Source organism: Nocardioides sp. NPDC058538 (assembly GCF_042719275.1).
In the GTDB taxonomy this organism is placed as follows: Bacteria; Actinomycetota; Actinomycetes; order Propionibacteriales; family Nocardioidaceae; genus Nocardioides.
Window position 1 is genome coordinate 55,962 of record NZ_JBHXNY010000010.1, and the last position, 25,428, is coordinate 81,389.

At 69.6% G+C, this 25,428-nt stretch carries 23 protein-coding genes and 2 tRNA genes; 6 read left to right on the forward strand and 19 right to left on the reverse strand.

Going from position 1 to position 25,428, the window contains the following annotated elements; all coding sequences use genetic code 11:
* Positions 1 to 46 precede the first annotated feature (46 nt).
* A complete protein-coding gene (locus tag ACFWQC_RS11555; protein WP_378677383.1) occupies positions 47 to 751 on the reverse strand; it encodes a pyridoxamine 5'-phosphate oxidase family protein in 705 nt (234 codons plus the stop codon).
* Between the two features lie 73 nt (positions 752 to 824).
* Between ACFWQC_RS11555 and ACFWQC_RS11560 the strand changes: the two genes are divergently transcribed.
* Entirely contained in the window at positions 825 to 2,195 is a 1,371-nt protein-coding gene (locus tag ACFWQC_RS11560) for a PLP-dependent aminotransferase family protein (protein ID WP_378677386.1), read from the forward strand.
* On the opposite strand, the gene ACFWQC_RS11565 is transcribed toward ACFWQC_RS11560, so the two are convergent.
* Genes ACFWQC_RS11565 through ACFWQC_RS11575 form a run of 3 tightly spaced genes read right to left on the reverse strand, consistent with a single transcriptional unit; the run spans position 2,192 to position 4,347 of the window.
* On the reverse strand, positions 2,192 to 2,461 hold the full coding sequence (locus tag ACFWQC_RS11565) for a competence protein CoiA family protein (RefSeq protein ID WP_378677389.1): 270 nt from the start codon (positions 2,459 to 2,461) through the stop codon (positions 2,192 to 2,194). The genes ACFWQC_RS11560 and ACFWQC_RS11565 overlap by 4 nt on opposite strands.
* 10 nt (positions 2,462 to 2,471) lie before the next feature.
* Positions 2,472 to 2,915, reverse strand: coding sequence for a DUF4233 domain-containing protein (locus tag ACFWQC_RS11570; RefSeq protein WP_378677392.1), 444 nt, complete (start codon positions 2,913 to 2,915; stop codon positions 2,472 to 2,474).
* Positions 2,905 to 4,347: a bifunctional folylpolyglutamate synthase/dihydrofolate synthase gene (locus tag ACFWQC_RS11575; protein WP_378677395.1), complete on the reverse strand. Its 1,443-nt coding sequence runs from the start codon at positions 4,345 to 4,347 to the stop codon at positions 2,905 to 2,907. Before ACFWQC_RS11575 ends, ACFWQC_RS11570 begins: the two co-directional genes overlap by 11 nt.
* 265 nt (positions 4,348 to 4,612) lie before the next feature.
* On the opposite strand from ACFWQC_RS11575, the gene ACFWQC_RS11580 reads away from it, so the two are divergent.
* The gene (locus ACFWQC_RS11580) at positions 4,613 to 6,460 is read left to right on the forward strand and encodes a M48 family metallopeptidase (RefSeq protein ID WP_378677397.1); all 1,848 of its coding nucleotides are present in this window, start codon (positions 4,613 to 4,615) and stop codon (positions 6,458 to 6,460) included.
* 17 nt (positions 6,461 to 6,477) lie between these two features.
* Here the strand turns inward: ACFWQC_RS11580 and ACFWQC_RS11585 are convergent, their stop codons facing one another.
* Entirely contained in the window at positions 6,478 to 7,350 is an 873-nt protein-coding gene (locus tag ACFWQC_RS11585) for a GNAT family N-acetyltransferase (protein ID WP_378677400.1), read from the reverse strand.
* Between the two features lie 80 nt (positions 7,351 to 7,430).
* Here ACFWQC_RS11585 and valS point away from each other — a divergent pair, with 80 nt between their 5' ends.
* Entirely contained in the window at positions 7,431 to 10,061 is a 2,631-nt protein-coding gene (gene valS, locus ACFWQC_RS11590) for a valine--tRNA ligase (protein WP_378677403.1), read from the forward strand.
* 150 nt (positions 10,062 to 10,211) lie between these two features.
* Here valS and ACFWQC_RS11595 read toward each other — a convergent pair whose 3' ends face one another.
* The 5 genes from ACFWQC_RS11595 to ACFWQC_RS11615 form a co-directional block, all read right to left on the reverse strand.
* Complete coding sequence (locus ACFWQC_RS11595; RefSeq protein ID WP_378677406.1) at positions 10,212 to 11,147, reverse strand: hypothetical protein; 936 nt, start codon at positions 11,145 to 11,147, stop codon at positions 10,212 to 10,214.
* Between the two features lie 116 nt (positions 11,148 to 11,263).
* Complete coding sequence (gene clpX / locus ACFWQC_RS11600; RefSeq protein ID WP_091049272.1) at positions 11,264 to 12,556, reverse strand: ATP-dependent Clp protease ATP-binding subunit ClpX; 1,293 nt, start codon at positions 12,554 to 12,556, stop codon at positions 11,264 to 11,266.
* A 100-nt stretch (positions 12,557 to 12,656) separates the two neighbouring features.
* Entirely contained in the window at positions 12,657 to 13,262 is a 606-nt protein-coding gene (locus tag ACFWQC_RS11605; protein ID WP_091049270.1) for an ATP-dependent Clp protease proteolytic subunit, read from the reverse strand.
* A gap of 4 nt (positions 13,263 to 13,266) precedes the next feature.
* Entirely contained in the window at positions 13,267 to 13,929 is a 663-nt protein-coding gene (locus tag ACFWQC_RS11610; protein ID WP_373292318.1) for an ATP-dependent Clp protease proteolytic subunit, read from the reverse strand.
* Positions 13,930 to 14,050: 121 nt separating this feature from the next.
* A complete protein-coding gene (locus ACFWQC_RS11615; protein WP_378677409.1) occupies positions 14,051 to 15,037 on the reverse strand; it encodes a hypothetical protein in 987 nt (328 codons plus the stop codon).
* A 209-nt stretch (positions 15,038 to 15,246) separates the two neighbouring features.
* Here ACFWQC_RS11615 and ACFWQC_RS11620 point away from each other — a divergent pair, with 209 nt between their 5' ends.
* Entirely contained in the window at positions 15,247 to 16,005 is a 759-nt protein-coding gene (locus ACFWQC_RS11620; protein ID WP_378677412.1) for a hypothetical protein, read from the forward strand.
* Between the two features lie 71 nt (positions 16,006 to 16,076).
* Here the strand turns inward: ACFWQC_RS11620 and tig are convergent, their stop codons facing one another.
* From tig to ACFWQC_RS11650, 6 genes are all read right to left on the reverse strand, one after another.
* A complete protein-coding gene (gene tig, locus ACFWQC_RS11625; RefSeq protein WP_378677415.1) occupies positions 16,077 to 17,477 on the reverse strand; it encodes a trigger factor in 1,401 nt (466 codons plus the stop codon).
* 57 nt (positions 17,478 to 17,534) lie between these two features.
* Positions 17,535 to 17,607 (reverse strand) — tRNA-Pro (locus tag ACFWQC_RS11630).
* A gap of 35 nt (positions 17,608 to 17,642) precedes the next feature.
* Positions 17,643 to 17,716 (reverse strand) — tRNA-Gly (locus tag ACFWQC_RS11635).
* Between the two features lie 105 nt (positions 17,717 to 17,821).
* Positions 17,822 to 18,898 (reverse strand): PP2C family protein-serine/threonine phosphatase, encoded by a 1,077-nt coding sequence (locus tag ACFWQC_RS11640; protein ID WP_378677417.1) that lies wholly within the window; start codon positions 18,896 to 18,898, stop codon positions 17,822 to 17,824.
* Between the two features lie 66 nt (positions 18,899 to 18,964).
* Entirely contained in the window at positions 18,965 to 19,825 is an 861-nt protein-coding gene (locus ACFWQC_RS11645; protein ID WP_378677419.1) for an Fpg/Nei family DNA glycosylase, read from the reverse strand.
* Between the two features lie 7 nt (positions 19,826 to 19,832).
* Positions 19,833 to 20,351: a ribose-5-phosphate isomerase gene (locus ACFWQC_RS11650; RefSeq protein WP_378677422.1), complete on the reverse strand. Its 519-nt coding sequence runs from the start codon at positions 20,349 to 20,351 to the stop codon at positions 19,833 to 19,835.
* A 203-nt stretch (positions 20,352 to 20,554) separates the two neighbouring features.
* Between ACFWQC_RS11650 and ACFWQC_RS11655 the strand changes: the two genes are divergently transcribed.
* The gene (locus ACFWQC_RS11655) at positions 20,555 to 21,808 is read left to right on the forward strand and encodes an inositol monophosphatase family protein (protein WP_378677425.1); all 1,254 of its coding nucleotides are present in this window, start codon (positions 20,555 to 20,557) and stop codon (positions 21,806 to 21,808) included.
* 10 nt (positions 21,809 to 21,818) lie between these two features.
* Here the strand turns inward: ACFWQC_RS11655 and ACFWQC_RS11660 are convergent, their stop codons facing one another.
* Genes ACFWQC_RS11660 through ACFWQC_RS11670 form a run of 3 tightly spaced genes read right to left on the reverse strand, consistent with a single transcriptional unit; the run spans position 21,819 to position 23,930 of the window.
* Positions 21,819 to 22,391, reverse strand: coding sequence for a hypothetical protein (locus ACFWQC_RS11660; RefSeq protein WP_378677427.1), 573 nt, complete (start codon positions 22,389 to 22,391; stop codon positions 21,819 to 21,821).
* 19 nt (positions 22,392 to 22,410) lie between these two features.
* Positions 22,411 to 23,055: a class I SAM-dependent DNA methyltransferase gene (locus ACFWQC_RS11665; RefSeq protein WP_378677430.1), complete on the reverse strand. Its 645-nt coding sequence runs from the start codon at positions 23,053 to 23,055 to the stop codon at positions 22,411 to 22,413.
* A complete protein-coding gene (locus ACFWQC_RS11670; protein WP_378677433.1) occupies positions 23,052 to 23,930 on the reverse strand; it encodes an alpha/beta hydrolase in 879 nt (292 codons plus the stop codon). Before ACFWQC_RS11670 ends, ACFWQC_RS11665 begins: the two co-directional genes overlap by 4 nt.
* 45 nt (positions 23,931 to 23,975) lie before the next feature.
* On the opposite strand from ACFWQC_RS11670, the gene cls reads away from it, so the two are divergent.
* Complete coding sequence (gene cls, locus ACFWQC_RS11675) at positions 23,976 to 25,424, forward strand: cardiolipin synthase (protein ID WP_378677436.1); 1,449 nt, start codon at positions 23,976 to 23,978, stop codon at positions 25,422 to 25,424.
* Positions 25,425 to 25,428: the final 4 nt, after the last annotated feature.

Here is a 25,428-nt window from a genome sequence, read left to right on the forward strand (position 1 = left end):
ACGCTTCCTTCGTGGAACTCCACGAAGGAAGCGTGCGCTGACCGAGTTACCTCGGTGAACATTCCGCGGCACCGAGCCTGGCGGCACGACGTACGACGTCCTCCGGCGCCGGCCCGGTCGCGTCGTCAGCGGTGACCGGGGCGCCGGCGACGCGATGGATCGGGATCACGCCCGCCCAGGTACCGGACTCGATGTCGGCGGGGTCGTCGACCGGACCCTCGGCACGCGCCTTCATCGACGCCTCGGCGAGCGGCAGGGCGAGCACGGCGGTCGCGGCGAGCTCCTTGCGGGTGGCCGGGCGCAGCGTCTCCCAGCGGCCGGGGATCATCTGGTCGACGACCAGCGCGAGGGCGTGCTCGCGCTCCTCCGGGCCCTCGACCAGGCGTGCGCGACCGATGACCACGGCCGAGCGGTAGTTCATCGAGTGGTGGAACCCGCTCCGTGCCGCGACCAGGCCATCGAGCTCTGTGATCGTGACGCACACGTCGCGCTCCAGCGCCCGCGCGAGCCAGCCAGCCGCTACCGAGCCGTGCAGGTAGAGCGACCCGCCTGCGTCTGGACCGTCGAGATCGAAGCCGTACGCGGTGGGCAGGACGATCGGGTGGGCCTCCTCGCCCGACCCGACGGTGACGCCCAGGTGAGCGATGAGTGCCTCACCAAGGAAGGTGTGCAGGCGCTCGCGGTCGGGGACGGCGCGGTTCTTCCCGCGACTGATCCGGGTGCGTGGGGTGGGTGACAACGTCGTGCTCATGGCACCATCCTGGTAGCGAAGTGGCCTGCACGCACGGGCCAATTCAGACCCACTCCGACAGGCCATTCGACCGATGCTTCCCGTGACCCTCGACCGCACCTCCGGCGAGCCGCTCCCCGCCCAGCTCGCCGGCCAGGTCCGCGCCCTGGTCCTCGCCGGCACCCTCGGGACCGGCGACCGGCTGCCCTCGAGCCGTGCGCTCGCGGCAGACCTGGGCGTCTCGCGCGCGGTGACCGAGCAGGCCTACGACCAGCTCACCGCCGAGGGCTGGCTCGAGGCACGCCGCGGGTCCGGGACGTACGTCACCGCGACCCGCACCACGACCACCGCGGCAGCGGCCCAGCTGACGTCTCGGCCGACGGGGGCGACGTCTCGGCGCTTCGCGCGGTCACTCCCTCGGCCGACGGGGGCGACCGCTGGGCTGGACACCGGCACCCCGTTCTTCGATCCGCGGCTGGAGCCGGGGTGGCGGCGGGCGTGGCGGGAGGTCTCGGTCGCCACTCCCCCGCGTGGCTACGACGATCCGCGGGGGCTGCTCGAGCTGCGCGAGGCGCTGGCAGCGAGGCTCGGACGCACCCGCGGCCTCGATCTCCATCCGGACGAGATCGTCGTGACCGCGGGCACCACCGACGGGCTCCGCGCGCTGCTCCCCGAGATGCGCCCCGGGCCGGTGGCGGTGGAGGACCCGGGATACCGGGCCGCGGCCGAGACGGTGCTCACCTACGGACGTGAGGTCATCGACCTGCCCGCCGTGGAGACGGTGGGCGACCTGGGCGATGCGGTGGCTGCGTACGTCACCCCGGCGCATCAGCACCCGCTGGGACGCGTCATGCCGGCGGCCGACCGGCTCGCCCTCCTGGAGGCCGCTCGACGGGCGGACGCGGTGGTGATCGAGGACGACTACGACTCGGAGTTCCGCTACGACGTCGCGCCGGTGCCCGCGATGGCGCGGCTGGACCGCGGCCGGGTGGTCTATCTCGGCACCGCGGCGAAGTCGGTGGTCCCGACGCTCCGTCTCGGCTGGCTGGTCGCCCCGCCCGACCTGCACGAGCTGATCCTGCGCCGCCGCACCATCACCCACGCCGGCGCCGCCTGGCCCTCGCAGCGCGCGCTGCTGACGCTGCTTCGCGACGGCTGGCTGGACAGGGCCGTACGCTCCGCCCGCCGCGTCTACGCCGAGCGCGCCCCGAGGGTGGCCGAGGCGATGAGCCCTTACGCCACGCTCGCCGGCCCGCTCGCCGGGATGTACTCCACCTGGCTGTTGCCCGAGACGGATGCGCACCGAGCCCGCGACGCCGCCCGAGCCGCCGGCTTCGAGATCAACCTGCTCTCCACCTACGCCCGCTCCAGTGGCTTGACCGGCCTGGTGATCGGCTTCGGCGGAGTGACCGACGCAGAGCTCGATCAGGCGCTCGCCGCGGTCACCGGCGCGCTCGGGGCCTAGCGCCCGGGCGCCTCGTCCTCGATCAGGTCGAAGAGGTTCTCCAGGCTGTCGGGGTCGTCCTCGCCACCGCCGACGACCCACCCGGAGCTGGTACGCCTCAGCTGCGCGCCGACGAGTCGGCACGACTCCCCGGCCTTGTGCGCGTAGTGGGCCGTACGCGTCCGCGGCCGCCGCAGCACCAGCGCGTTCCCGCATGCCGGGCACAGTGCCCAGTCGGTCGCGGTCTCGTCGTCGGTCGCCATCTGAAGCTCGTCGCGCTCCTCCACGGCAGCCAACCTACCTGGGCTCGGCCTCTTCCCCGGCGCTTTCCTCAGCGCTTTCCCAGGCGCTTTCCTCTGCGCTTTCCTCTGCGGCGATCCGGTCGAACGCCTCGAAGGCCGCGGCCCGCTCACTCTCGATCTTGCGACCGAGGATGTCGGCCATGCCCCACAGGACCGCGAAGATCGCGCCGACGAGGAACATGATCGGGATCAGGAAGCCCATCGCGATCGCGACGACCTGCAGTGCCCAGCCGACCCAGTAGGCCCAGGGGCGACGTAGCATTCCGGCCACCAGGATGCAGGCCACGAAGAACCCGAGGCCCAGCGGGAGCGCCAGCCCGGCGGAGACCCCGCCGATCGAGATCATCACGGGCGCGGCCAGCGCGACTGCGAGTCCCTCCATCGACACGATCGCGGCGCACATCCCGCGCCGCGGGGACTTCTCCCGCTCACTCGCCATCTGCGTCCGCCTCCAGATAGGCCTCGAGCTCCGGGTCGGCGGTCGGTACGACCCGGGCGGTCGCAGCCGACCGGGCGGCCGGGCCACGAGAGCCCAGCAGCGTACGTGCCTCTCCGGCGGTCACCACGGAGCCGGTCACCAGCACCGCGCCTTCGGAGATCGACCCGCCACCGGAGGACTCCGAGAGGCCGATCGCGGCGTCGATGGCGTCGGCGAGACGCGGGACCACCGAGACCCGGTCCTCGCCGTAGAGGTCGACGGCGATCTTGGCGAGCTCGATGGCCGGAAGGGCACGCTCGGTGGAGTTCTGGGTCACCACGAGATGCTCGAGGTGGGGCTCGAAGGCGGCGAGCAGGCCCTCGACGTCCTTGTCGCCCATCACCCCGATGACACCGACGACACCGGAGAACGAGAAGGAGTCCTCGAGGGCGGCGACCGTCGCCTCGGCACCGGCCGGGTTGTGGGCGGCGTCGAGCAGGACCGTCGGGGACGACCGCATGATCTCCAGCCGCGCCGGCGAGTCGACCTTGGCGAACGCGTCGCGCACGAGCTCGTCGGCCAGCACCGTGTCTCCCAGGAACGCCTCGACCGCGGCCAGCGCGGTCGCCGCGTTCTGCGCCTGGTGGGCGCCGTAGAGGGGCAGGAAGAGATCCTCGTACTCGCCCCGCAGCCCGCGCAGCGTGAGGATCTGTCCACCCACCGCCGGGGTGCGGGAGACGACCCCGAAGTCGGTGCCCTCCCACAGCAGCCGGGCGCCGACCTCCGCCGCGTGCTGGTCCAGCACCGCGGCGACCTCGACGGACTGCTCGGCGATCACGGCGACCGAGTCCGGCTTGATGATCCCGGCCTTCTCGCGCGCGATGGCGACCGGGGTGTCACCGAGATACTTCGCGTGGTCGACCGCGATCGGGGTCACCACCGCGACGTCGGCGTTCGCGACGTTGGTCGCGTCCCAGCCACCGCCCAGCCCGACCTCGACCACGGCCACGTCGACCGGGGCCTCGGCGAACTTAGCGTAGGCCATCCCGACCATCGACTCGAAGAACGACAGCGGGTGTGGCTGGTCGTCGTCGACCATGCCGAGGTAGTGGGCGACGTCGTTGAACGCGGCCACGAACTCGTCGTCGGTCAGGGGCTCGCCGTCGATCGAGATCCGCTCGTTGATCCGCTCCACGTGGGGTGAGGTGAACCGCCCCACGCGCAGGTCGAGGGACCGCAGCAGCGTGTCGATCATCCGGGAGGTGGAGGTCTTGCCGTTGGTGCCGGTCAGCTGGATGATCCGGAACGCGTTCTGCGGATCACCGAGGATCTCGAGCAGGGCGCGGATCCGGTCCAGGGAAGGCTCGAGCCGGGTCTCGGGCCAGCGCGACTGCAGCGCTTCCCAGACCTCCTCGATCGTGGCCGCCAGGCGCGGCGCGGGAGTCTCAGTCATCGGGTCGAGTCTAAGCCCAGGTCCGCCGATGGCCGCCGTCGCGAGCGCCACCAGGCGGGTGTGATGGCAAGGCGACGCCGCGAAGGCATACCGGGCGTCTGTTGAGCGGCGTCAACGCCGCCAGCGCGCCCGCATGGTGGCGCGCAGCAGGCGGAGAGCGGTGGACCTGGGCTTCGGGCGTCGGCGCTTCCCAGCGAATTGCCAGACCCGCTACCCTCCCACTGATCTCGGACTGAACCCCATCCCCCCACAAGGTCCACCATTCATGCGTACGCTCCGGGCTGCTCTCGCGGTCTCGTTCCTGGCCGTTGCCTACGTCCTGGCTGCCTTCGCGCTGGTCGGTCAGCAGATGGCACCGCGCCGCCGCGCCAGGACCTCGAGAGACCCCGGCGGGCTCGTCCTCACCGAGCAGGAACAGCCCGGGCTGTGGGCGGAGGTCCGCGCGCTGGCAGCTTCCGCCGGGACCCGCGCACCCGATGAGATCCGGCTGGTGCCGGAGGTCAACGCGGCGGTCAGCGAGGAGACCAGCCTCATCGGGCTCAGGACCGGCACCCGGCGCATGTTCCTCGGCGTACCTCTCCTCCAGGGCCTCTCCCGCAACCAGCTCCACGCGGTGCTCGCCCACGAGCTCGGCCACCACAGCACCAGCCACACCCGGCTCGGCGCCCTCATCCACCGGAGCCGGCTGGCGATCGCCGAGGTCGCCGCCGGCCTCTCCAACCCGCTGGTGAAACGGCCGTTCCGGACGTACGCCCGTCTCTTCTTCTCCCTGACCCGCCCGCTCGCGCACGCCCATGAGATCGACGCCGACCGGCTCAGCGCGACGGTCGCCGGGCCGCGGACCGCGGCCACCGCGCTGCGCACCCTCCCCGCGCTCGACGCCGCCTGGCACATCTATCTGGAGCAGTACGTCGAGGCCGGCACCCACTACGGCCTGCGGCCCACGCGCTTCTTCGACAACTTCACGAACCTGATGAGCGACCCCGAGCGGCTCGAGGAGCTCGCCAGGATCAGCGCCGCGCCGCCCGAGGCGAAGACGTCGGCGTACGACTCGCACCCGCCGCTCTCGGAGCGGATCGGGCGGCTGGAGGCGATGGCCTCCGCGGAGGACGCCAAGGGAGCCGACGGAGCCGACGGAGCCGACAAGTCCGGCAACGCGGCCAGCATCCTGCGCTACCCGTCCCAGAACTTCCTCGCCCTCGAGGACAAGACCTTCGCCGGCTCCGGTCTGACCCCGGCGCCGATGGCCGAGATCGTGAGCGTCGCCGGCGCCCGTGCCGCGGCGATCAACGCCGAGACGCTCCTGAACGCGATGCAGGAGAACCAGATCGTGCCGGCCACCGTCCGCGGCGCTCTCGACCTGATCGCCTCCGGCAGCCTCGACACGCTCCTGGACCTGGTCGACGTCGAGCCCACAACCGCCGGAGCGGAGACCGAGGAGCACGCCGAGGCGAAACGGAAGGTCATCGCCCGGCTCCTCGGTGCCGCCATCGCCCACGAGCTGGTCGGCGAGGACAAGGCACGCTACGAGCTCAGCTGGGCGGGTCCGTGGCGGCTGGTCGACATCGCCGGCCAGGAGGTCGACCCCGAGGAGCTCGCCTACGAGGCCCTCGGCTCCCCCGGCTACGCCGCCGCGCTGCGCGCCTGGGTGCACCAGCTCGACGCCAAGGTCGCTCCGGAGGCCGATCCCGAGCCGCCGTCGCCGACGCAGCCCGACGGCTACATCGGCGCCTTGGCCCCGATCTCCGGCGACGGCTTCCGTACGCTCCTGGTCACCGAAACTGGCCTGATGCTGCTCAAGCCCTCCGGCTCCGACCGCCTCGCCACCGGCCTGGCCTCGGTGACCTCCGGCTCGCCCGGCAGGAAGCTGATCCAGCGCGCCCTGGACAGGGCGCCAGCCGAGCTGGCTGCCAGCTCCAACGCCGCCTACGTCCCCTGGGACCAGATCCGCGCCCTCCATCTCAAGCAGAGCAGCAGCGGCCGCCGCTCCGCCGACATCACCACCGCCACCGGCGGCGGCTGGTCCCTGCACTGGACCAACGCCGCCGAGTCGGAGGGCCACATCTGGCCGGCCGTCGACCACTACCTCGGCCGCCGCTTCACCGTCGACTGACCCGCCGAGTCCGCTCGTCAGGGGACGATCGTGTGGTTGGCCATGTCCACCACGGGGCGATAGCCGATCTTGGCGTAGACGTGGTTGGAGACGGGGTTGTCGGCGTCGGTGAACAGGCACAACCGGGTGCCGTCGGCACCGAGGAGACGCGAGGCCTCGGCGGTCACCGCGGTGCCGTAGCCGTGACCCCGCTGCTCCTTCGGCGTGTAGACCGGCGCTATCCGGACCACGCCGTGCGCCGGCAGGGTCGCGCCGACCAGGGACACGACCTCGCCGTCGACCTCCCACAGCAGCAGGAACTCCTCGTCGATCCGGCGCCGCACCTCGTCCTCCCCGACTGCGGCGTGCTCGTGGGCGTACGCCTTGTTCGAGGACTGCTCCCGGGCGGCATGCCCGAAGTCGGCCAGCCACTCCCGGCACAGCTCGAGGTCGTCGTACGTCGCCGGGCGGGCGCGCCCGGGCACGCCGGACGGCATCACCAGCGTGCCGAGCTCCTGCAGACGCGACGCCATCGCGACGCTCACCCGCCCGCCCGTGAGCCGGACGGTCTCCTCGGCCACCGTCCGGGCTGCCGGGAGCGCGCCGTTGGCCCCGCCCGCATACTCGCCCCGAGCATGCAGCGCACGCGCCAGCTCGAGTGCCGCCGGCTCGGGCATCGGGCAGACGTAGAGCGGGTGCGGCTCGAAGTTGGCCGTCCGCATCGCCGCCCCCACGACCCGGTCACCCTCGCGAGCGACCGCGAACCAGCGGTAGGGCCCCTCCTGCTCCACCCGGATCGCCTTCTCCGCGTTGGTGGCGAGCACATTGGCGGTCACCGGCTCCCCGGCGAGATAGTCCTGAGCGACGGCGAGGAACTCGGCCGCGTCGGTGAAGAAGTCGATGGTGCCCATGACCGAAGCATGGCGAGTGCGCAGCGCCGGTCTCAACCGGGTTTCGCCCCAGCAACCGCGCGCCCATAGGATTTGGTCCCATGACTGAGACCACGCCCACGCAGACCGCACCGGAGACGACTACGCCCGCTGAGCAGCGCGTAGTCGCCGTACCGGACAAGCCGGTCCTCGAGGGCCTGGAGGCCAAGTGGGCCGAGCAGTGGAAGAACGAGAAGACCTACGCCTTCGACCGCACCCAGCCGCGCGAGAACGTCTACTCGATCGACACCCCGCCACCGACCGTCTCCGGCAGCCTCCACGTCGGCCACGTCTTCTCCTACACCCACCCCGACCTGATCGCCCGCTTCCAGCGGATGAACGGCAAGTCGGTCTTCTACCCGATCGGCTGGGACGACAACGGCCTGCCGACCGAGCGCCGGGTCCAGAACTATTTCGGCGTCCGCTGCGACCCGAGCCTGCCGTACGACCCCGACTTCACCCCGCCGGAGAAGCCGGACCCGAAGCGCCAGATCTCGATCAGCCGGCCCAACTTCGTCGAGCTGTGCAACCAGCTGGTCGTCGAGGACGAGAAGGTCTTCGAGGACCTGTGGCGCACGCTGGGTCTCTCCTTCGACTGGGACCAGCAGTACACGACCATCGGCAAGGTCTCCCAGACCGCCTCGCAGAAGGCGTTCCTGCGCAACCTGGCCCGCGGCGAGGCCTACCTGCAGGAGGCGCCGACGCTGTGGGACGTCACCTTCCAGACCGCGGTCGCCCAGGCCGAGCTGGAGGCCAAGGACTACCCCGGCTTCTTCCACCGCGTCGCCTTCCACCGCGCTGACGGCACCCCGGTCCACATCGAGACCACCCGCCCCGAGCTGATCCCGAGCGTCGTCGCGCTGATCGCGCACCCCGACGACGACCGCTACAAGGACCTGTTCGGCAGCACCGTCACCAGCCCGATCTTCGGGGTCGAGATCCCGGTCCTGCCTCACGAGGCCGCCGAGATGGACAAGGGCGCCGGCATCGCGATGTCCTGCACCTGGGGTGACCTCACCGACGTCCAGTGGTGGCGTGAGCTCAACCTTCCCGCCCGCGCCCTGATCGGCCGCGACGGCCGCTTCTCCCGCGAGACCCCGGAGTGGATCACCTCCGAGGCGGGGGTCGCGGCGTACGAGGACCTGAAGGGCAAGACCGTCCACTCGGCCCGCGAGGCCGTGGTCGCGATGATCCGCGACTCCGGTGACCTCGACGGCGAGCCGAAGAAGACCCAGCGGATGGCCAACTTCTACGAGCGTGGCGACAAGCCGCTCGAGATCGTCGCCAGCCGGCAGTGGTACATCACCAACGGTGGCCGCAACCCCGAGCTGCGCGAGAAGCTGCTCGCCCGCGGCGGCGAGCTGACCTGGCTGCCCGAGCACATGCGCCACCGCTACGACAACTGGGTCGGCGGCCTCAACGGCGACTGGCTGATCTCGCGTCAGCGCTTCTTCGGCATCCCGTTCCCGGTCTGGTACGCACTCGACGCCGAGGGCAACCCCGACTACGACAAGCCGCTGCTGCCCAGCGAGGACCAGCTCCCGATCGACCCGTCCACGGACGTCCCGGCCGGCTACGAGGAGGCGCAGCGCGGCAAGCCCGGCGGCTTCCAGGGCGACCCGGACGTGATGGACACCTGGGCGACCTCGTCGCTGACCCCGCAGATCGCCGGCGGCTGGGAGGCCGACCCCGATCTGTTCAGCCGGGTCTACCCGATGGACCTGTGCACCCAGAGCCACGAGATCATCCGCACCTGGCTCTTCGGCCGCATCGTCCGCGCCCACCTCGAGGACGGCACCGTCCCGTGGAGCCACGCGATGATCGCCGGCTGGATCCTCGACCCCGACCGCAAGAAGATGTCGAAGTCGAAGGGCAACGTCGTCGTCCCGACCGAGATCCTCGAGAAGTTCGGCGCCGACGCGGTTCGCTGGCGTGCCGCGCTGACCCGCCCGGGCATGGACTCGCCGTTCGACGAGACCCAGATGAAGGTCGGTCGCCGCCTGGCGATGAAGATCCTCAACGCCTCCAAGTTCGTCCTCGGCAACGTCGGCGCGACCACGCTGAACCCGGTAGCGATCACCCAGCCGGTCGACTGCGCGCTGATGGCCCGCCTCAAGGAGACGATCACCAAGGCGACCGACGCGTTCACGGCCTACGACTACTCCACGGCGCTGGAGGCCTCGGAGAAGTTCTTCTGGGAGTTCTGCGACGACTACCTCGAGCTGGTCAAGGAGCGGGCCTACGACGAGGACGGTGGTCTCGCCACCGAGTCCGCGCGCGCGACTCTCGCCACGGCTCTCCACGTCCAGCTGCGCCTGCTGGCGCCGTTCCTGCCGTACGTCACCGAGGAGGTCTGGTCGTGGTGGCAGACCGGTTCCATCCACACCTCCTCGTGGCCGCGTGAGCTCGAGCTCGGCACCGCTGCCGCCGCCGACCCGGCGGCGCTCGACGCCGTCGCGGCGACCCTGACCGGGATCCGGGGCGCGAAGTCGACCGCGAAGGTGAAGATGCGTCACCCGCTGGCCAAGGCCGAGGTCACCGGCCCGGCCAAGCTGGTCAAGGACGCCGAGGCCGCCGCACCGGACCTCAAGCGGGTCGGCAACATCGTCGGCGACCTCTTCTTCACCGTGGATGAGAACGCCACCGAGATCTCCGTCAGCGCTGAGCTGGCTGAGGTTCCCGAGGAGGCCTGAGCCTCAGGCAGACGGAAGCCCAACGACGGAGCAGGCCCCGGACCGCGATGCGGTTCCGGGGCCTGCTTCGTCCCTCACTCCAGCCAAGCGCCCGGGGGGACTCGCTCGGCCGGTCACTCTGGCGTGGTGCAGTCGCCATCGGAGTGATCCCTACTGCACCGACTCCTCGGCACAAGTCTGGTCGTCCTTGCTGCCTTCCTTCGGCTCCTGCTCCGGCCCCTCTGTATCCGTCGTCTCAGCGTCGGACTGCTCAGTGTCGGACGGCTCAGCGGATTCGGTGGTGACCTCGGGTTCGGCTGCGGGCGACGACCCTACCGGTGTCTTCGGCTCAGCGCACGCCTCGTCGCACTCCGGCGTGGCCCCCGGTTCGGTAGCGTCGTTCGCTCCCGGCAGCGTCTTCACGTCCTCGGTGATCGCGGCGGTGAGCTCGCAGGCGTCCTCGATGACCCGTTGAGCCTCGGACTCGTCCTTGGCCGACTCTGCGTCGGGCTCCTTCGACTCCGCGGTCGCCTCATCGGTCTCCCGGCCTTCCTTGGGCTCTTCCAGCGGAAGATCCTCGACCGGTACGCCGGCGTCGGCGGCGATCAGCTGCCGCAGGAACATCGGCACGGCCTCGTCGACGGGGCGAGCGTCCTCCTCGGCGACGAACGGCCACAACAGCGGCGCCATGATCCCAGGGATCGGCCCCACGGACGGGACCAGCGTGGGCGGCTTGCCGTTGCCGTTGCCGTCGCCCTCACCGGGGTCGGCGGGCGTCGTCGGCTCCTCGGAGGGCTGCGCGTCGGGCTGCTCAGCGGGCGCGGACGGCGCCTTGTCCGGCTTCTCGTCCTCGCGGCTCTTCGGCGGGGCGGGGTCCTCGCGGTCGGTCCCGCGGTCCGCATCGGGCGTGGTGCTGGGGATCGTCGACACCCCGGAGACACCGGGAGACGGCGCCGGCGGGATCACGGTGAAGTCGGCTTGGCCCGAGAGCGTACGCGGCACCCGGTGCAGCGCGGAGACGTCCGGGCTGAGGGTCTGGATGACCACGAGCAGGCCGATGAGCACTACGGCGGCATAGGCCATCACCGGGCCCCTCTGGAACCTCACGTGCCCACTTCCCTACCGAGTGACGGAGCTGGAAAGGTACAGATGATCATCAGTGCGTATTGTGTCCGACCGCCCGGGTCAATACCGACCCGGACGGCGAAAATGACCCAAACGGGCTACGCGGACTTCTTCTTGGTTTCCTTCTCGCGAGGAACCAGGGTCGGCATCTCGCCGTCGTCGACCACCTCGCGGGTCACAATCACCTTGCCGACGTCGCCGCGGGAGGGCACGTCGTACATCACGTAGAGGAGAACCTCCTCGATGATCGCCCGTAGGCCACGGGCACCGGTGCCGCGCTCGAGGGCCTTGTCCGCGATGGCGGTGACCGCCTCCTCGGTGAACTCGAGGTCGACGCCGTCGAGGTCGAAGAGCTTCTGGTACTGCTTCACCAGCGCGTTGCGCGGCTCGGTCAGGATCTGAACGAGCGCGGCCTGGTCGAGCTTCTCGACGCTCGCGATCAGCGGCAGTCGGCCGATGAACTCCGGGATCAGCCCGAACTTGGTGAGGTCCTCGGGACGCACCAGCTTCAGCAGGTCCTCGGACTCCTTCTCGGCCTTGCCGCGCACCTCGGCGGTGAAGCCGAGGGTCTTCTTGCCGACCCGCTGCTCGATGATGTGCTCCAGACCGGCGAACGCGCCACCCACCACGAAGAGGATGTTGGTGGTGTCGATCTGGATGAACTCCTGGTGCGGGTGCTTACGGCCGCCCTGCGGCGGCACCGAGGCGGTGGTGCCCTCGATGATCTTCAGCAGCGCCTGCTGCACGCCCTCACCGGAGACGTCGCGCGTGATCGAGGGGTTCTCCGCCTTGCGGGCCACCTTGTCGATCTCGTCGATGTAGATGATGCCGGTCTCGGCCTTCTTGACGTCGTAGTCGGCGGCCTGGATCAGCTTGAGGAGGATGTTCTCGACGTCCTCACCGACGTAGCCGGCCTCGGTCAGCGCGGTGGCGTCCGCGATCGCGAACGGGACGTTGAGCATCCGGGCCAGCGTCTGCGCCAGGTAGGTCTTGCCGCAGCCGGTCGGGCCGATCACCAAGATGTTGGACTTGGCGACCTCGACCTGCTCCTCCTTGGCGTGCTTGCCGGGGCCCTGCGGGCCGCCGGGCTGCAGGCCGGCCTGGACGCGCTTGTAGTGGTTGTAGACCGCCACCGCGAGCGACTTCTTCGCCTGCTCCTGGCCGATGACGTAGGAGTTGAGGAAGTCGAAGATCTCCTTCGGCTTGGGGAGGTCGGCGATCTCCACCTCGGAGCCCTCGTTGAGCTCCTCCTCGATGATCTCGTTGCAGAGGTCGATGCACTCGTCGCAGATGTAGACGCCGGGACCCGCGATGAGCTTCTTGACCTGCTTCTGGCTCTTCCCGCAGAAGGAGCACTTCAGCAGGTCACCTCCGTCGCCGATGCGTGCCACGAGTGGCCTTCCTTCCCCGACTTGTGCTGCTAGGTCCGAATAGTTACTGACGGTACCCCGCACCGCGCCCTCAGTGTGGGAGCGGCGCGGGGCCCGATGGTCAAACGAGAGCCGGCGTCTTGAGCGACTCGAGCACCGAGTCGATCAGGCCGTACTCGACCGCCTGGGCGGCGGTGAGGATCTTGTCTCGCTCGATGTCGTGGCTGACCTCGTCCATCGACTTGCCGCTGTGGTCGGCGATCATCTTCTCGAGCAGCTCACGCATCCGCAGGATCTCGTTGGCCTGGATCTCGATGTCGGAGGTCTGGCCGAAGGTGCCCTCGGTGTAGGGCTGGTGGATCAGGATGCGGCTGTTGGGCAGCGCCATCCGCTTACCGTGGGCACCAGCGCCGAGCAGGATCGCGGCGGCCGAGGCGGCCTGACCGATGCAGACGGTCTGCACGTCCGGCTTGATGAACTGCATCGTGTCGTAGATGGCGGTGCAGGCCGTGAACGAGCCACCGGGGCTGTTGATGTAGATCGAGATGTCCTGGTCCGGGTTCATCGACTGCAGGCAGAGCAGCTGGGCGATGACCGCGTTGGCGACATCGTCGCTGATCGGGGTGCCCAGGTAGATGATCCGGTCCTCGAAGAGCTTGGCGTAGGGGTCGATCCGGCGGACGCCGTACGACGTACGCTCCTCCCACTGCGGGATGTAGTAGTTCATGTCCTCAGTCCTTCTTGTGGGCGGGGCGGCCTTCGTCGGAGGCTTCCTTGGCACTCCTGATGACCTGGTCGACCAGGCCGTAGTCGAGTGCTTCGGCGGCGGTGAACCAGCGGTCGCGGTCGGCGTCCGTGGTGACCTGCTCGACGCTCTGGCCGGTGTGGTCGCTGATCAGCTCGAGCAGCACCTTCTTGATGTGCAGCGACTGCTGGGCCTGGATCTTGATGTCGGAGGCCGAGCCACCCATGCCCGAGGAGGGCTGGTGCATCATGATCCGCGCGTGCGGCAGCGCGTAGCGCTTGCCCTTCGCGCCGGCGCACAGCAGGAACTGGCCCATCGAGGCGGCCAGGCCCATGCCGACGGTGGCGACGTCGTTGGGGATGTAGTGCATCGTGTCGTAGATGGCCATACCGGCATCCACCGAGCCACCGGGCGAGTTGATGTGAAGGAAGATGTCGGCCTCGGGGTCCTCCGCGGAGAGCAGCAGGAGCTGCGCGCAGATCGCGTTGGCGTTCTGGTCGCGGACCTCGGAGCCGAGGAAGACGATGCGCTCCCGCAGCAGTCGGTTGTAGATGTTGTCGTCGAGAAGGCTCAGACCGCCGCCGTTGCCGCCTAGGCTCGGGGAGAGCCCTGGGGCACCGGCATGAGCGTCAGCCGCGCTGGAGTCGATGTTCACAGGATCGACACTAGCCGCCACATCCAGTTGTTCCACGGCTGGTGTGCCATTGTTCGCCGACGGCAGAACTATTGGCGATGGCGTCGCAATCCGGGCGGTGCCGCGATCCTCGTGGCTACGCCAGCCAGCGCAGCAGCGCGTCGTGGACCGCAGGATGGTTCGACAGCGGCGTCTCGGCGGTCGAGAGCGTGAAGCGCTCCGCCGTCGGGAACAGGTCGCGGACCCGCCGCGACCGCAGCGGCGTCTTGTGCCGCCACCACAGCATCTCCCCGAAGAGTCGCCCGACCCGGTTGGGGCGCGAGGTCGCCCTGTCGGTGACCAGCAGATAGTCGACATCCGGTCGCGGCGGGAGCATCGCCTCGTCGGCCCCGACGACCGCGATCCCGGCGAGGTGCTCGTCGAGCTGCTTGCCGACCCCACCCGAGATCGGGGCGGATGTGACCGCATAGGGCGTCGTGCCGAGGGCGATCAGCTCGGAGACGTACGTCGTCCACGGCCGCGCCCCCGCGGTGGCCACGCCGAGCGCGTTGCGGGCGATGAGACCACCACCGGCGTAGCCGACCAGGACGATGCGCGGCTCCGCCGCGAGGGCGTCGACGCACTCCTGGATCCTGCTGCTGAGCGCCACCGCGGCGGGGACCGACTTGCTGCCGGCCGACACATGCAGGTGCAGCGGCATCCAGCCGAGCAGCTCGGCGAGCCGGTCTGCGTACGTGGCACCGGTCGCCTGCGAGCCCTCCTCCCAGACGGTCTCGTCCTTGCCCGTAGGCGGGATCAGGACCAGGATCCGAGGGCTCGACCCGACCTGCCGCTGGGCGGCGGCCCACTCCTTCGGGCTGACCATGCGGCCCTGGTGCCGGACCGCGACGGCGGGTCCGGAGTCGGTGTTGACGACACCGCGGATGATCGGGGTCGCGAGCGCGAACGGGGCCGCGAACGGGCGACGCGCGAAGGCCGTGATGCGCCAGGCGAGCTTCGCCAGGCCGACGATGCCGGCCACCTTGCTCTGACCGCGGTCGAGCAGCTCCTCGGCGTCAGGGTCCACCGGGGCGTCCTCGACGTTCAGGACCACGGCGCGGACGGTCTCAGGGCTGGAGGTCACGCTGGCAGCGTAGGGCCTACCCTGGGCCGACGGGATCACCTGTGCCCACTGTCCGACCCGCCTGTGTCTCAGATCACACCGGCGCGACCACGTTCAGTACGTTTGCGTTCACTCACGCGTCTGGTGTCTGTGATGCTGTTGTTACTGGTGTTGCGTGACGACAGCGGTCTCCGCGGGTTACCGTCGGATGCGGAAGGGGGTTTCCGCGCGTGAGCGACGAGAACGAATCACACTGCCAGTCGTGCGGCGATGATCTGCTGCCCGGGGCCATCTACTGCATCGGCTGCGGCACCCCGCTCCTGGCTCCCCCGGAGCGGCACCGTCCGCTCTTCGTGGACGAGCTCGGCGACGATGCGACCACGGGTCGCGGCACCCGGGGGTACTTCTTCGACGACGCCGCCTCGCCACCCCCGGCGCAACGGAAGGGCCGCACCGCACCGATCCTGGTGATGATCGTGGTACTGGTGCTCGTCGCCGGCGTGCTCGGATTCATCTTCGGCAAGGACGGGACCGGACCCATGCAGTCCGAGGCGGAGCCGGAGCCTTCGACCAGCCCCACGAGCAAGCCGTCGAGCGTGCCGTCCGTGGACCCGAACGCCCCGCCTGAGGATCAGCTGCTCCGCATCTCCCGCCTCGACACCGACGCGGCCACCAAGCTCATCGGCACCTGGATCCCACAGCTCGCGGCGGTCGGCGCCGGGGACGGCGGCGATGCCGACTGGCAGCAGGCGCTGACCCGCTACCAGAAGATCAAGACCGCCCACCCCGAGGCGCTGCTCCTCGACACCGGCGAGTGGCCGAGCTCGTACGTGAAGCCGGGGATGTACGCCGTCGTGGTCCCCCATCCCAGCGACACCTCCACTCCCGCGCTGGAGTGGTGCGTCGAGCAGGGCCTGTCGAAGACCGACTGCGCGGCCAAGAATCTGGAGGTCTCAGGCGACCCGACGGACAACTTCGACGCCCAGTAGCGCCGACTCACACGAAAACGACAGCGCCCCCGCCGTGAGGCAGGGGCGCTGTGACGTACGTCTGAGGGTGATCAGGCGTCGGCCTTCTCGGTCTCCTCGGGGGCCTCGGCCTCAGGCTCGTCCTCAGCCTCGGGCTCGTCCTCGCCGATGGTGCCGTCGGGGCGGAGGTTCTTCAGCTCGACGTGGTTGCCGGACTCGTCGGTGACCTTGGCGGCCTCGACGAGCTGGGCGAGCGCCTTGCCGCGCAGGATCTCCTGGACCAGCTCGGGCACGTGGTTGTGCTCGAGCATGTGGTTGACGAACTCCTGCGGGTCCTGACCGGACTGCTGCGCGCGGCGCATCATGTGCTCGGTCAGCTCCTGCTGCTCGACCCCGATCTCCTTCTCCTTGGCGATCTGGTCGAGGATCAGCTGGGCGGCGACGGCGTCACGAACGCGGCGCTCGAGGTCGGCCTCGAACTCCTCGATCGTCTGCTCCTCGTCCTCGAGGTACTTCTCGAAGGTGAGGCCGGCCATTCCGAGCTGCTGCTCGATGCCCTCACGACGCGCGTTGAGCTCGTCGGTGACGATGCTCTCCGGCAGCGGGATCTCGAGCTGCTCCAGGAGGGCCTCGAGGACGGCGTCACGGGCGGCAGCGGCCTGCTCGAGGCGCTTGCCGTTGCCGAGGCGGCCGCGGACGTCCTCCTCGAGCTCCTTGACGGTGTCGAACTCGCTGGCGAGCTGAGCGAAGTCGTCGTCGTACGCCGGGAGCTCCTGCTCCTGCACCTGGTTGACGGTGACGTTGACGTCGACCTCCTGGCCGATCAGCTCACCGCCCACGAGGGTGCTCTTGAAGTCCTTGGACTCGCCGGCGGACAGACCGACGATGGCCTCGTCCAGGCCGTCGAGCATGCCGCCCTTGCCGACCTGGTAGCTCATCCCGACGGCCTCGGCGCCCTCGACGTCCTCGCCGTCCTTGGTCGCCTTCAGGTCGATGACCACGAAGTCGCCGTCAGCGGCGGCGCGCTCGACGTCCTTGAGGGTGCCGAAGCGCTCGCGCATCGCCTGGATCTGCTCCTCGACGTCAGCGTCGGTGAGCTCGATGTCCTCGACCGATGCCGAGATGCCCTCGTAGTCGGGGAGCGTGATCTCGGGCTTGATGTCGACCTCAGCGGTGAACTCCAGGGTCTCGTTGTCCTCGAGCTTGGTGACCTCGATCTCGGGCTGCGCGAGCGGCTCGAGCGAGTTCTCCTGGAGGGCGTCGAAGTACATCTGCGGGAGGACGTTGTTGACCGCCTCGGAGAGCACCGCACCGCGGCCGACCTGCTTGTCGATCACCTGGGGCGGGACCTTGCCCCGGCGGAAGCCGGGAACGTTGATCTGCTTGGCGATCTGCTTGTACGCCGCGTCGAGGCTCGGCTTGAGCTCCTCGAAGGGCACCTCGACGGTCAGCTTGGCCCGGGTCGGGCTCAACGTCTCGACGGCGCTCTTCACAGGGTGTCTCCTGTCGTTTGTTTCTGAGAATGATGTCGCGTGCAGGGCTATGGAATGTCGGGGCGACAGGACTCGAACCTGCGGTCTCCTGCTCCCAAAGCAGGCGCGCTAGCCACTACGCTACGCCCCGTCAAGGGCCCCTCCCCAATCAGCGGGAATGGCTCTTGGAGCGGATGACGGGAATCGAACCCGCGTAATCAGTTTGGAAGACTGAGGCTCTACCATTGAGCTACATCCGCGCACGCGAGAGCCAACGCCCTCGTGCGACCTGCGAAATCCTGCCATAGATCTGGCTCACACCTGTAACCGGCTCCCCTACCGGTCGGTTCACAGGGTCGATTCGGTCACCGTCGCCCGACCGCGACGAGCGCGCGATCGTCGGAGCTGGCGCTCAGTCCCTCGAGCAGGCGGCGCGCTCCCCCACCCCTGCCGGTGACCGCGAGATGGTCGGCGGTGGCGACCAGGTTTCCGATGCCGCGCTCGAGATCGACCCCTCGCGCCTCCACGACGCCGTCGGTGTAGAGCATCACCATGTCGCCCACCCCGAGCACTCCCTCGCAGGCGTCGAACTCGACGTCATCGATGAGTCCCAGCACCGGGCCGTTGCTCTCGGCCTCCTCCCAGCGGCCGGTGGCGGCGCGGCGTAGGAGGGCGGGCGGGTGGCCGGCCGAGCGGATCTCGTACGCACCATTGGTCAGGTCGATCGAGAGGTAGACCGCGGTCGCGAAGCCCTCCTGCCAGTCCTGGCGGAGCAGGTAGCGGTTGGCGGCGGGCAGGAACTCGGCCGGCGGTACCGCGCCGAGGAGACCGCCGAACGCACCGGACAACTGAAGTGCTCTGGTGCCCGCACGCTCCCCCTTGCCGGAGACATCGACGACGACGATCTCCAGCCGGTCGGCCTCCCGCGCAGCCACCACGAAGTCACCGGTGAACCGGGTCCCGCCCGCCGGCAGGACAGCCGAGTCCGCGAGCCATCCGGGAGGCATCGGGGGGATCGCGCCCTGGTCGAGCTTGTGGGTCAGGTCGAGCAGCATCATCTCGTCGTTCAAGCCGCCCACCCCGAGGTAGGTGCGGCGCATCGCGACGGACAGGACGATCGCGCCGAGCAGAAAGTGCACGCCGATGGCGGCGGCGTCCCGGTCGGAGAGCGTCACCTGGCTGGCGGCGACCACGATCATCACCATCACGAAGACCACGAACCAGCTGAGCGTACGCGGCCCGAGCAGCACCGCTCCGAGCAGCAGCGGCACGGTGAGGACCGCGACCGGGACCACCTGCAGCCAGCCCGTCTGAGCCGCCGCGAGGAACGTCAGGACGATGGTGAGCAGCCCGAGCCACAGCACCGCTCGCAGCTCCGGGTCACGGAACCTGCGGCGGATCGCGTTGCTCCGCAGGCGGTCCGCGAAGGCATGGCTCGACATGGCCTCACTCTAGGTCTCGGGGTGGGGACTGCGTGGTCGTTCTCGCAGGCCGGAGAGTAGTGCGGGCTACTTCTTTACGGTCCTCCGGGGCCGGTACGTGCGCTGGCACTTCGGGCACCAGAACAGGTTGCGCTGCTGCAGCTCGGTGGTGCGTACGCTCGTGCCACACACCAGGCAGGGCTGGCCGTGGCGGCGGTAGACGTAGACCTCGCCACCGTGATCGTCCTTGCGGGGCGGACGGCCCATCGCCTCGGGGGTGTGTTCGTCGCGGACGGTGTCGATGCGGTTCCGCTGGACGCCGAGCTTCATGAGCCCGACCAGGTCGTCCCAGATGGCGTCCCACTGCTGCCGGCGCAGGGTGTTCCCGGGGCGCATCGGGTCGATCCGGTGCCGGAAGAGCACCTCGGCCCGATAGACGTTGCCCACCCCGGCCAGGACGGACTGGTCCATCAGCAGCGCGCCGATGGTCGTACGGCTCCGGCTGATCCGCAGCCACGCACGGCCCGGGTCGGCGTCGTCGCGCAGCGGGTCCGGCCCGAGCTTCGCGACCACCGCGTCGCGCTGGGCCGCGGTGACGAGGTGGCACGTGTTGGCGCCGCGCAGGTCCGCGTACGTCCCATCCTCGGTGCTCGAGCTCGTCGAGACCAGGCGAAGTCGAACCTGGCCGATCGGTAGCGGCGGCTCGCCTGCGTGCGGCTTCAGGTCGAGCTTGCCGTAGAGGCCGAGATGGATGTGGACGTACTGCTCCCCCGAGAACTCGAGGAAGAGCTGCTTGCCCCACGCCTCGGCGCCGGTGAGGATCTGGCCGTCCAGCAGCGCGGCGGAGTCGGCGAACCGGCCCTGTGGGCTGCTGACCCGGACCTGCTGGCCGGCGAAGGCGTCACTCAGATCGAGCGCGAGGCGGTGGAGGGTGTGCCCCTCGGGCATCCCCGGATCAGTCCTGGTCCTCGGCGGGCCCCAGGCCCTTGGCCGAGTCGGGAAGCGGCGGACGTACGCCGTGGGCGTCGTAGGCGTGGAGCTGGTCGATGCGGCGTACGTGCCGCTCCTCCTCGCTGAACGGCTCGGCCAGGAAGATCTCGACGAACTTCGTCATGTCCTCGAGGCTGTGCATCCGGCCGCCCACCGCGACCACCTGGGCATTGTTGTGGTCACGAGCGAGCTTGGCGGTCTCCTCGCTCCACGCGAGCGCGCAGCGGATGCCGGTCACCTTGTTGGCCGCCATCTGCTCACCGTTGCCCGAGCCCCCGATCACGACCCCGAGGCTGTCCAGCCCCTGCTCCCGGTCCCGGGCCACCCCCTCGGCGGCCCGGATGCAGAAGACCGGGTAGTCGTCGAGTGCGTCGTAGACGAACGGGCCATGGTCGACAGGCTCGTAGCCGAGCTCCGTCAGACGGTTGGTCAGGTGGGACTTCAGTTCGAGACCGGCGTGGTCACAGCCGATGTGGACGCGCATGCCTCCCATCCTCTCCTACCGCTGCTGGATCTTCGGATTTGGTGGTTGGTGTTTCTTTGTCGGGGCTGGGACCGCAGGCCGTCCTTTACTCCGGGGACCGTCGAGAAGACCCTCAAGACCGGGTCGGCGGCCCACCCCAACCCCGAAGCAACAACCGAAAAGCACTCCCCCAAAGGACAAGCCCACCGATAGATTCCCCGATCGTGGAGCACTGGACAACGATGGACGAGATCCTCGCGGCAAGATCAAGGTTCGAGTCAGCGATCGACGGCTGGACGCCGCCGAACGCCCACGGCGTAGGCCTCCGCCCGTCGACAGCACCCGACCACAAGCCAGAGCATTTCCCCCTGGTCAACGCCTACGGCCATCGCCTCCCGGCGGTGGTGATCGCAACAGTCGTCGGACACAAGCGCGGAACCGCGGCGTACCGGCTGTCCCGAGAGGAGCTCGAGCGGGCGATCGAGCTGATCTCGCCCGCGGAGGCGTACGTCGAGTATGACCATCCCAACGTACGAAGCTGGCGCGACAGGATCCTGCCGGCGCTGACCGAGGATCCCGAGGCCGAGGTGGTGGCGGTCTTCATCGACGACGAGCCGGAGGAGTCCCCTGATCCAGCGATCGACGCCTTCAGGGCAGCGTTCCCGGACCAGGCCGTCGCGATCGCGGCCGCTACCGCAGGGGCGGCTGTGGTCAGAGAGATGTACGGCACCGCCCTGAGCCACTTCGACAAGTCCCCGACTCGCCAAAAAGACAAGCGCAGCGCGACCGAGGCGGACATCGCCTCGGAGAAGGCGATCCGGGAGACGATCGCGACGTACCGGCCCGACGACGCCTTCGAGGGTGAGGAGACCGGGCGCAGCGGCGAGAGCGAGCGGCGATGGTTGGTCGACCCGCTCTGCGGGACGCTCAACTATGCCGCTCAGACCCCGCTCGCCGCGGTGAATGTCGCACTCGTGACACCCGAGGGCGTCGAGACGGCAGTCTCGGCGGATCCGATCAGCGAAGAGATCTTCTGGACCGACGGCGCCTCCGCCTGGCTGCGCCAGGGCGGCGGCGACACGGTCCTCGCTCCGAGTCCGCGCACCCGGCTCGTCGACATCCAGTGCGACGGCCCGCTCGACCGGCCGTTCGTCGGCGGGCAGCTCGTCGCCGACCCCCGCCTGCGGGCCCAGTTCGGCCCGCGCGTGATGTCCTCAACCCTCGCGGTCGCCTGGGTGGCGGCGGGCCGGCGGGCGGCGTACGTCACCGATGGCCACCTCGAGGGAAGCGTCCACTTCACCGCCGGCATCGCGCTGTGCCAGGCCGCCGGCTGCGTCGTCACCGACCTCAACGGCGACCCGATCCACACCGGCCGCGGGATGATCGCGGCGGCCGACGCAGCCACCCACCAGCTGCTGCTGGACCTTGTCCGCCCGCACCTGGCAGCGGCGGACCCGGACCGGACGAGCCCAGCCTGAGCCGAGCGGCTCAGCGCTGCATCAGCGCGTCCATCGCGACCGCGAGGGCTGCGGCGACCCGGAAGTCGACGCGCGGGTCGTGGACGGTGACCGTGTACTTGTCACGGAAGGCGAAGCGGCGCTCGATCGAGATCAGCGGCTGGTTCTCCGAGGACACGTAGTCGAAATGGATCGGCATGAAGTCGAACTCGGTGAAGCGGCGCAGGATGGCGACCAGCTGGTTGCGTTCCTGACCGGTGCCGGCGTAGCCGGGGCCCTCGACCTGGAACGTCGAGCGGAGCAGGCTCTTGCCGAAGTCCTTGCGGAAGAAGCCGAGCGCCGCACCGCTCGGGTCGGTGACGTCGTAGCCGGCGTTGAGGTCCATCACCGCACGCGCCTTGAACGCGAAGACGGCCTGCGACTTCGACTCGTCGGCGTAGAAGGTCACCTGCTCCTTGAACGCCAGCCGCTTCTGCTGCGCGAAGGCGAGCACCTGCCCCTCGGAGCCGTCGGCGTTGGCGGCCTGGGCGACGTACTTGTTGGTGAAAGGCGTGACCTTCTGGCGGAGGAAGAAGCGGGGGACGTGGTACGGCTGCTGCGTCATGCGCGCAACCTATCGGTCGTCAGCGACGGCGCGCGACGAGATACGCCTGCGGCGTCCGCTCCCAGTCCTCGGCGGAGCGCACGACCGTCCCGGTGACCTCGAAACCCGCCTCCTCGAGCAGGGCGCTGGTCGCCTCGACCGGGAGCCGATAGCCGTCGAAGGTGACGTCGTGGCCGTAGGCGCCGATGTGGCGTACGTGCTCGTCCCCGACCTGGAACGCGGTCACGAACCGGCCGCCGCGGCGGGTGACCCGGGCGAGCTCGGCGATCACCTCGGGCCGGCGCCCAGGCGGTGTGTGGATGAGCGAGTACCACGCCAGCACGCCGGCGAGCTCACCGTCGCGGAGCGGGAGACGAGCCATGTCGCCGACCTCGAACCGGAGCGCCGGATGCCGCTCCTTGGCCTGCGCGATCATGCCCGTCGACAGGTCGACTCCGAAGACGTCGATCCCCCGCTCGGCCAGATAGGCCGTCACCCGCCCGGGCCCGCAGCCGATGTCGCCGACCAGCCCGCCACCGTCCTTGCGTACGTAGCTGACGAAGGTGTCGAGGACACCGGCGTCGAAGGAGGTCTCGGTGATCGTAGGGTCGACGATCTCGGCGTACGCCTTGGAGACGGAGTCGTAGGCGGCCCGGACCTCGGTGACGTCGTAGGGCTCCGTCACCGGCGTCCCCGAAAGAAGGCAGCAGTCATCGCCATCACCGACTCCGCGGCCGGGAAGGTCTGGCCGTGGCGCCAGAAACCGTGGATCTGGCCGACCGCACGGAAGGCGATCACCTCGACGCCGAGATCGGCCAACCGGAGCGCGAAGTCCTCGTTCTCGTCGATCAGGATGTCGCCCTCGGCGCTGACGATCAGCGTCGGCGGCAGGCCGCGAAGCTCCTGGTCAGAGGCGAGATAGGGGCCGAGGTCAGGATTGCGGAGATCGGCTTCGGTCGAGGCGTACTGCTTCCAGTACCACGCCGCCTCCTCGTTCCAGCCGTCCACCATCGCGTAGCCCGGGGTGCTCATCGACGGGTCGAGGAACGGGTAGACGAGCACCATCGCGCCGAAGACGCCCGGGTTGCGCAGCGCCGCGACGAGGGCGAGGTTGCCGCCGGCACTGTCACCGTGGACGTAGGCCGGCAACGTGCTCAGGAGCGGGTCGTTGCCCAGCCACTTGACGACCGTGTCGACGTCGTCGGGAGCCGCGGGATAGGGGTGCTCCGGAGGCCTGCGGTAGTCGACCGACAGCACCCGCAGCCCGCTCCGGTTGGCCAGCCTCCGGCACGCGGCGTCGTGGACCTCGACGTCGTTGAAGACGAAGCCACCGCCGTGGAGGTGGACGATCACCCCCTCGCGTACGTCCTCGGGGGTGTAGAGCCGGCACGGAACCCCGTCGGCGTCGACCCCGGCCACCTCCGCGACCTCCTCCTTCGCCTCGGCCGCGGCCAGCTTGCGGGCCTGGTCGCGCTGGGCGGCGACGTCGACCTCCCAGACCGGCGGCGAGGCCTCCTCGGCAGCGATGGCACGGCGGGCGGCAGGGAAGAGTCGAACCATGTCAGAAGATTCCCACACGAGTGGCGGTGGTGCATGCTGATGCGCATGACAGTGGCGGGGGTCATGGGGACCTCGATCTACATCATCGACCTGCTGGTCAAGGTCATCGCGCTCGGGGTGGTGCCGAAGAACCGGCGTCCGGCCAGCGCGATGGCGTGGCTGCTGGCCATCTTCTTCATCCCGGGAATCGGCCTGATCGGCTACCTGCTGCTCGGTCAGACCCGGCTCGACCGGCGGCGTCACGAGCGGCAACGGGCGCTCAACGAGGAGGTGCTGAGCTACGTACGCAGCCTGCCGAGAACCCCGCACCAGAAGACGATCTCCGAGGTCGACGCAGCCACGATCGAGCTGAACGAGCGGCTCGGTTCGCTGCCCGCCAGGGCGGGGAACCGGATCGATCTGATCGACGACTACGCCGCCTCGATCGAGGCGATGACGGCCGCGGTGGACGAGGCCGAGACGTACGTGCATGCGCAGTTCTACATCACCGCCTGCGACCACATGACCGAGCCGTTCTTCGACGCCCTGGACCGGGCCGCGGCGCGTGGGGTGAGCGTCCGGCTCCTCCTCGACCACCTCGGCTCGCGCGGCATCCCGTTCTGGCGACAGCTCGTGAAGCGGCTCGATGCCTCCGCCATCGACTGGCACCCGCTGCTGCCGATCGACCCCCTCCGCGGCCAGATCCGCCGCCCCGACCTGCGCAACCACCGCAAGCTCCTGGTGGTCGACGGCCGGATCGCGTTCACGGGCTCGCAGAACCTCATCGAGCCCGGCTACAACAAGCCCAAGAACCACCGGGCCGGCCGGGAGTGGGTCGAGCTGAACGCCCGGATCGAGGGTCCGCTGGTGACTGCGCTGAACGTCGTGTTCGCCAGCGACTGGGACACCGAGACCGGGGAGCTGCTGCGGTCCGAGCTGGCCGCCACCGCGCCGCGCGCCGGCGACGTGACCGGCCAGATCGTGCCCAGCGGGCCAGGTGTCGACGCTGAGAACAACCTGCGCGCGTTCACCCATCTCATGTACGCCGCCAAGAAGCGGATCTCGATCACCAGCCCCTACTTCGTGCCGGACGAGTCGCTGCTGTACGCCGTGACGACGGCCGCCCGCCGTGGCGTCGAGGTGGAGCTCTTCGTCAGCGAGGGCAAGGACCAGTTCATGGTCTACCACGCCCAGCGTTCCTACTACGAGGCGCTGCTGGAGGCCGGTGTCCGCATCTATCTCTACCCCAAGCCCGCTGTCCTGCACTCCAAGCACTTCAGCATCGACGACGAGGTCGCCGTGCTCGGCTCGAGCAACATGGACATGCGCTCCTTCGCCCTCAACTACGAGATCTCGCTGATGCTCTTCGACGGCGAACCGGTGGCACAGCTGCGGAAGGTCGAGGACAGCTACCGGGCCATCTCGCGCGAGCTGCTGCTCGAGGAGTGGCTCGCGCGGCCGAAGATCGCGGCGTACGTCGACAACGTGCTGCGCCTGACCGCTGCTCTTCAATGAGGTC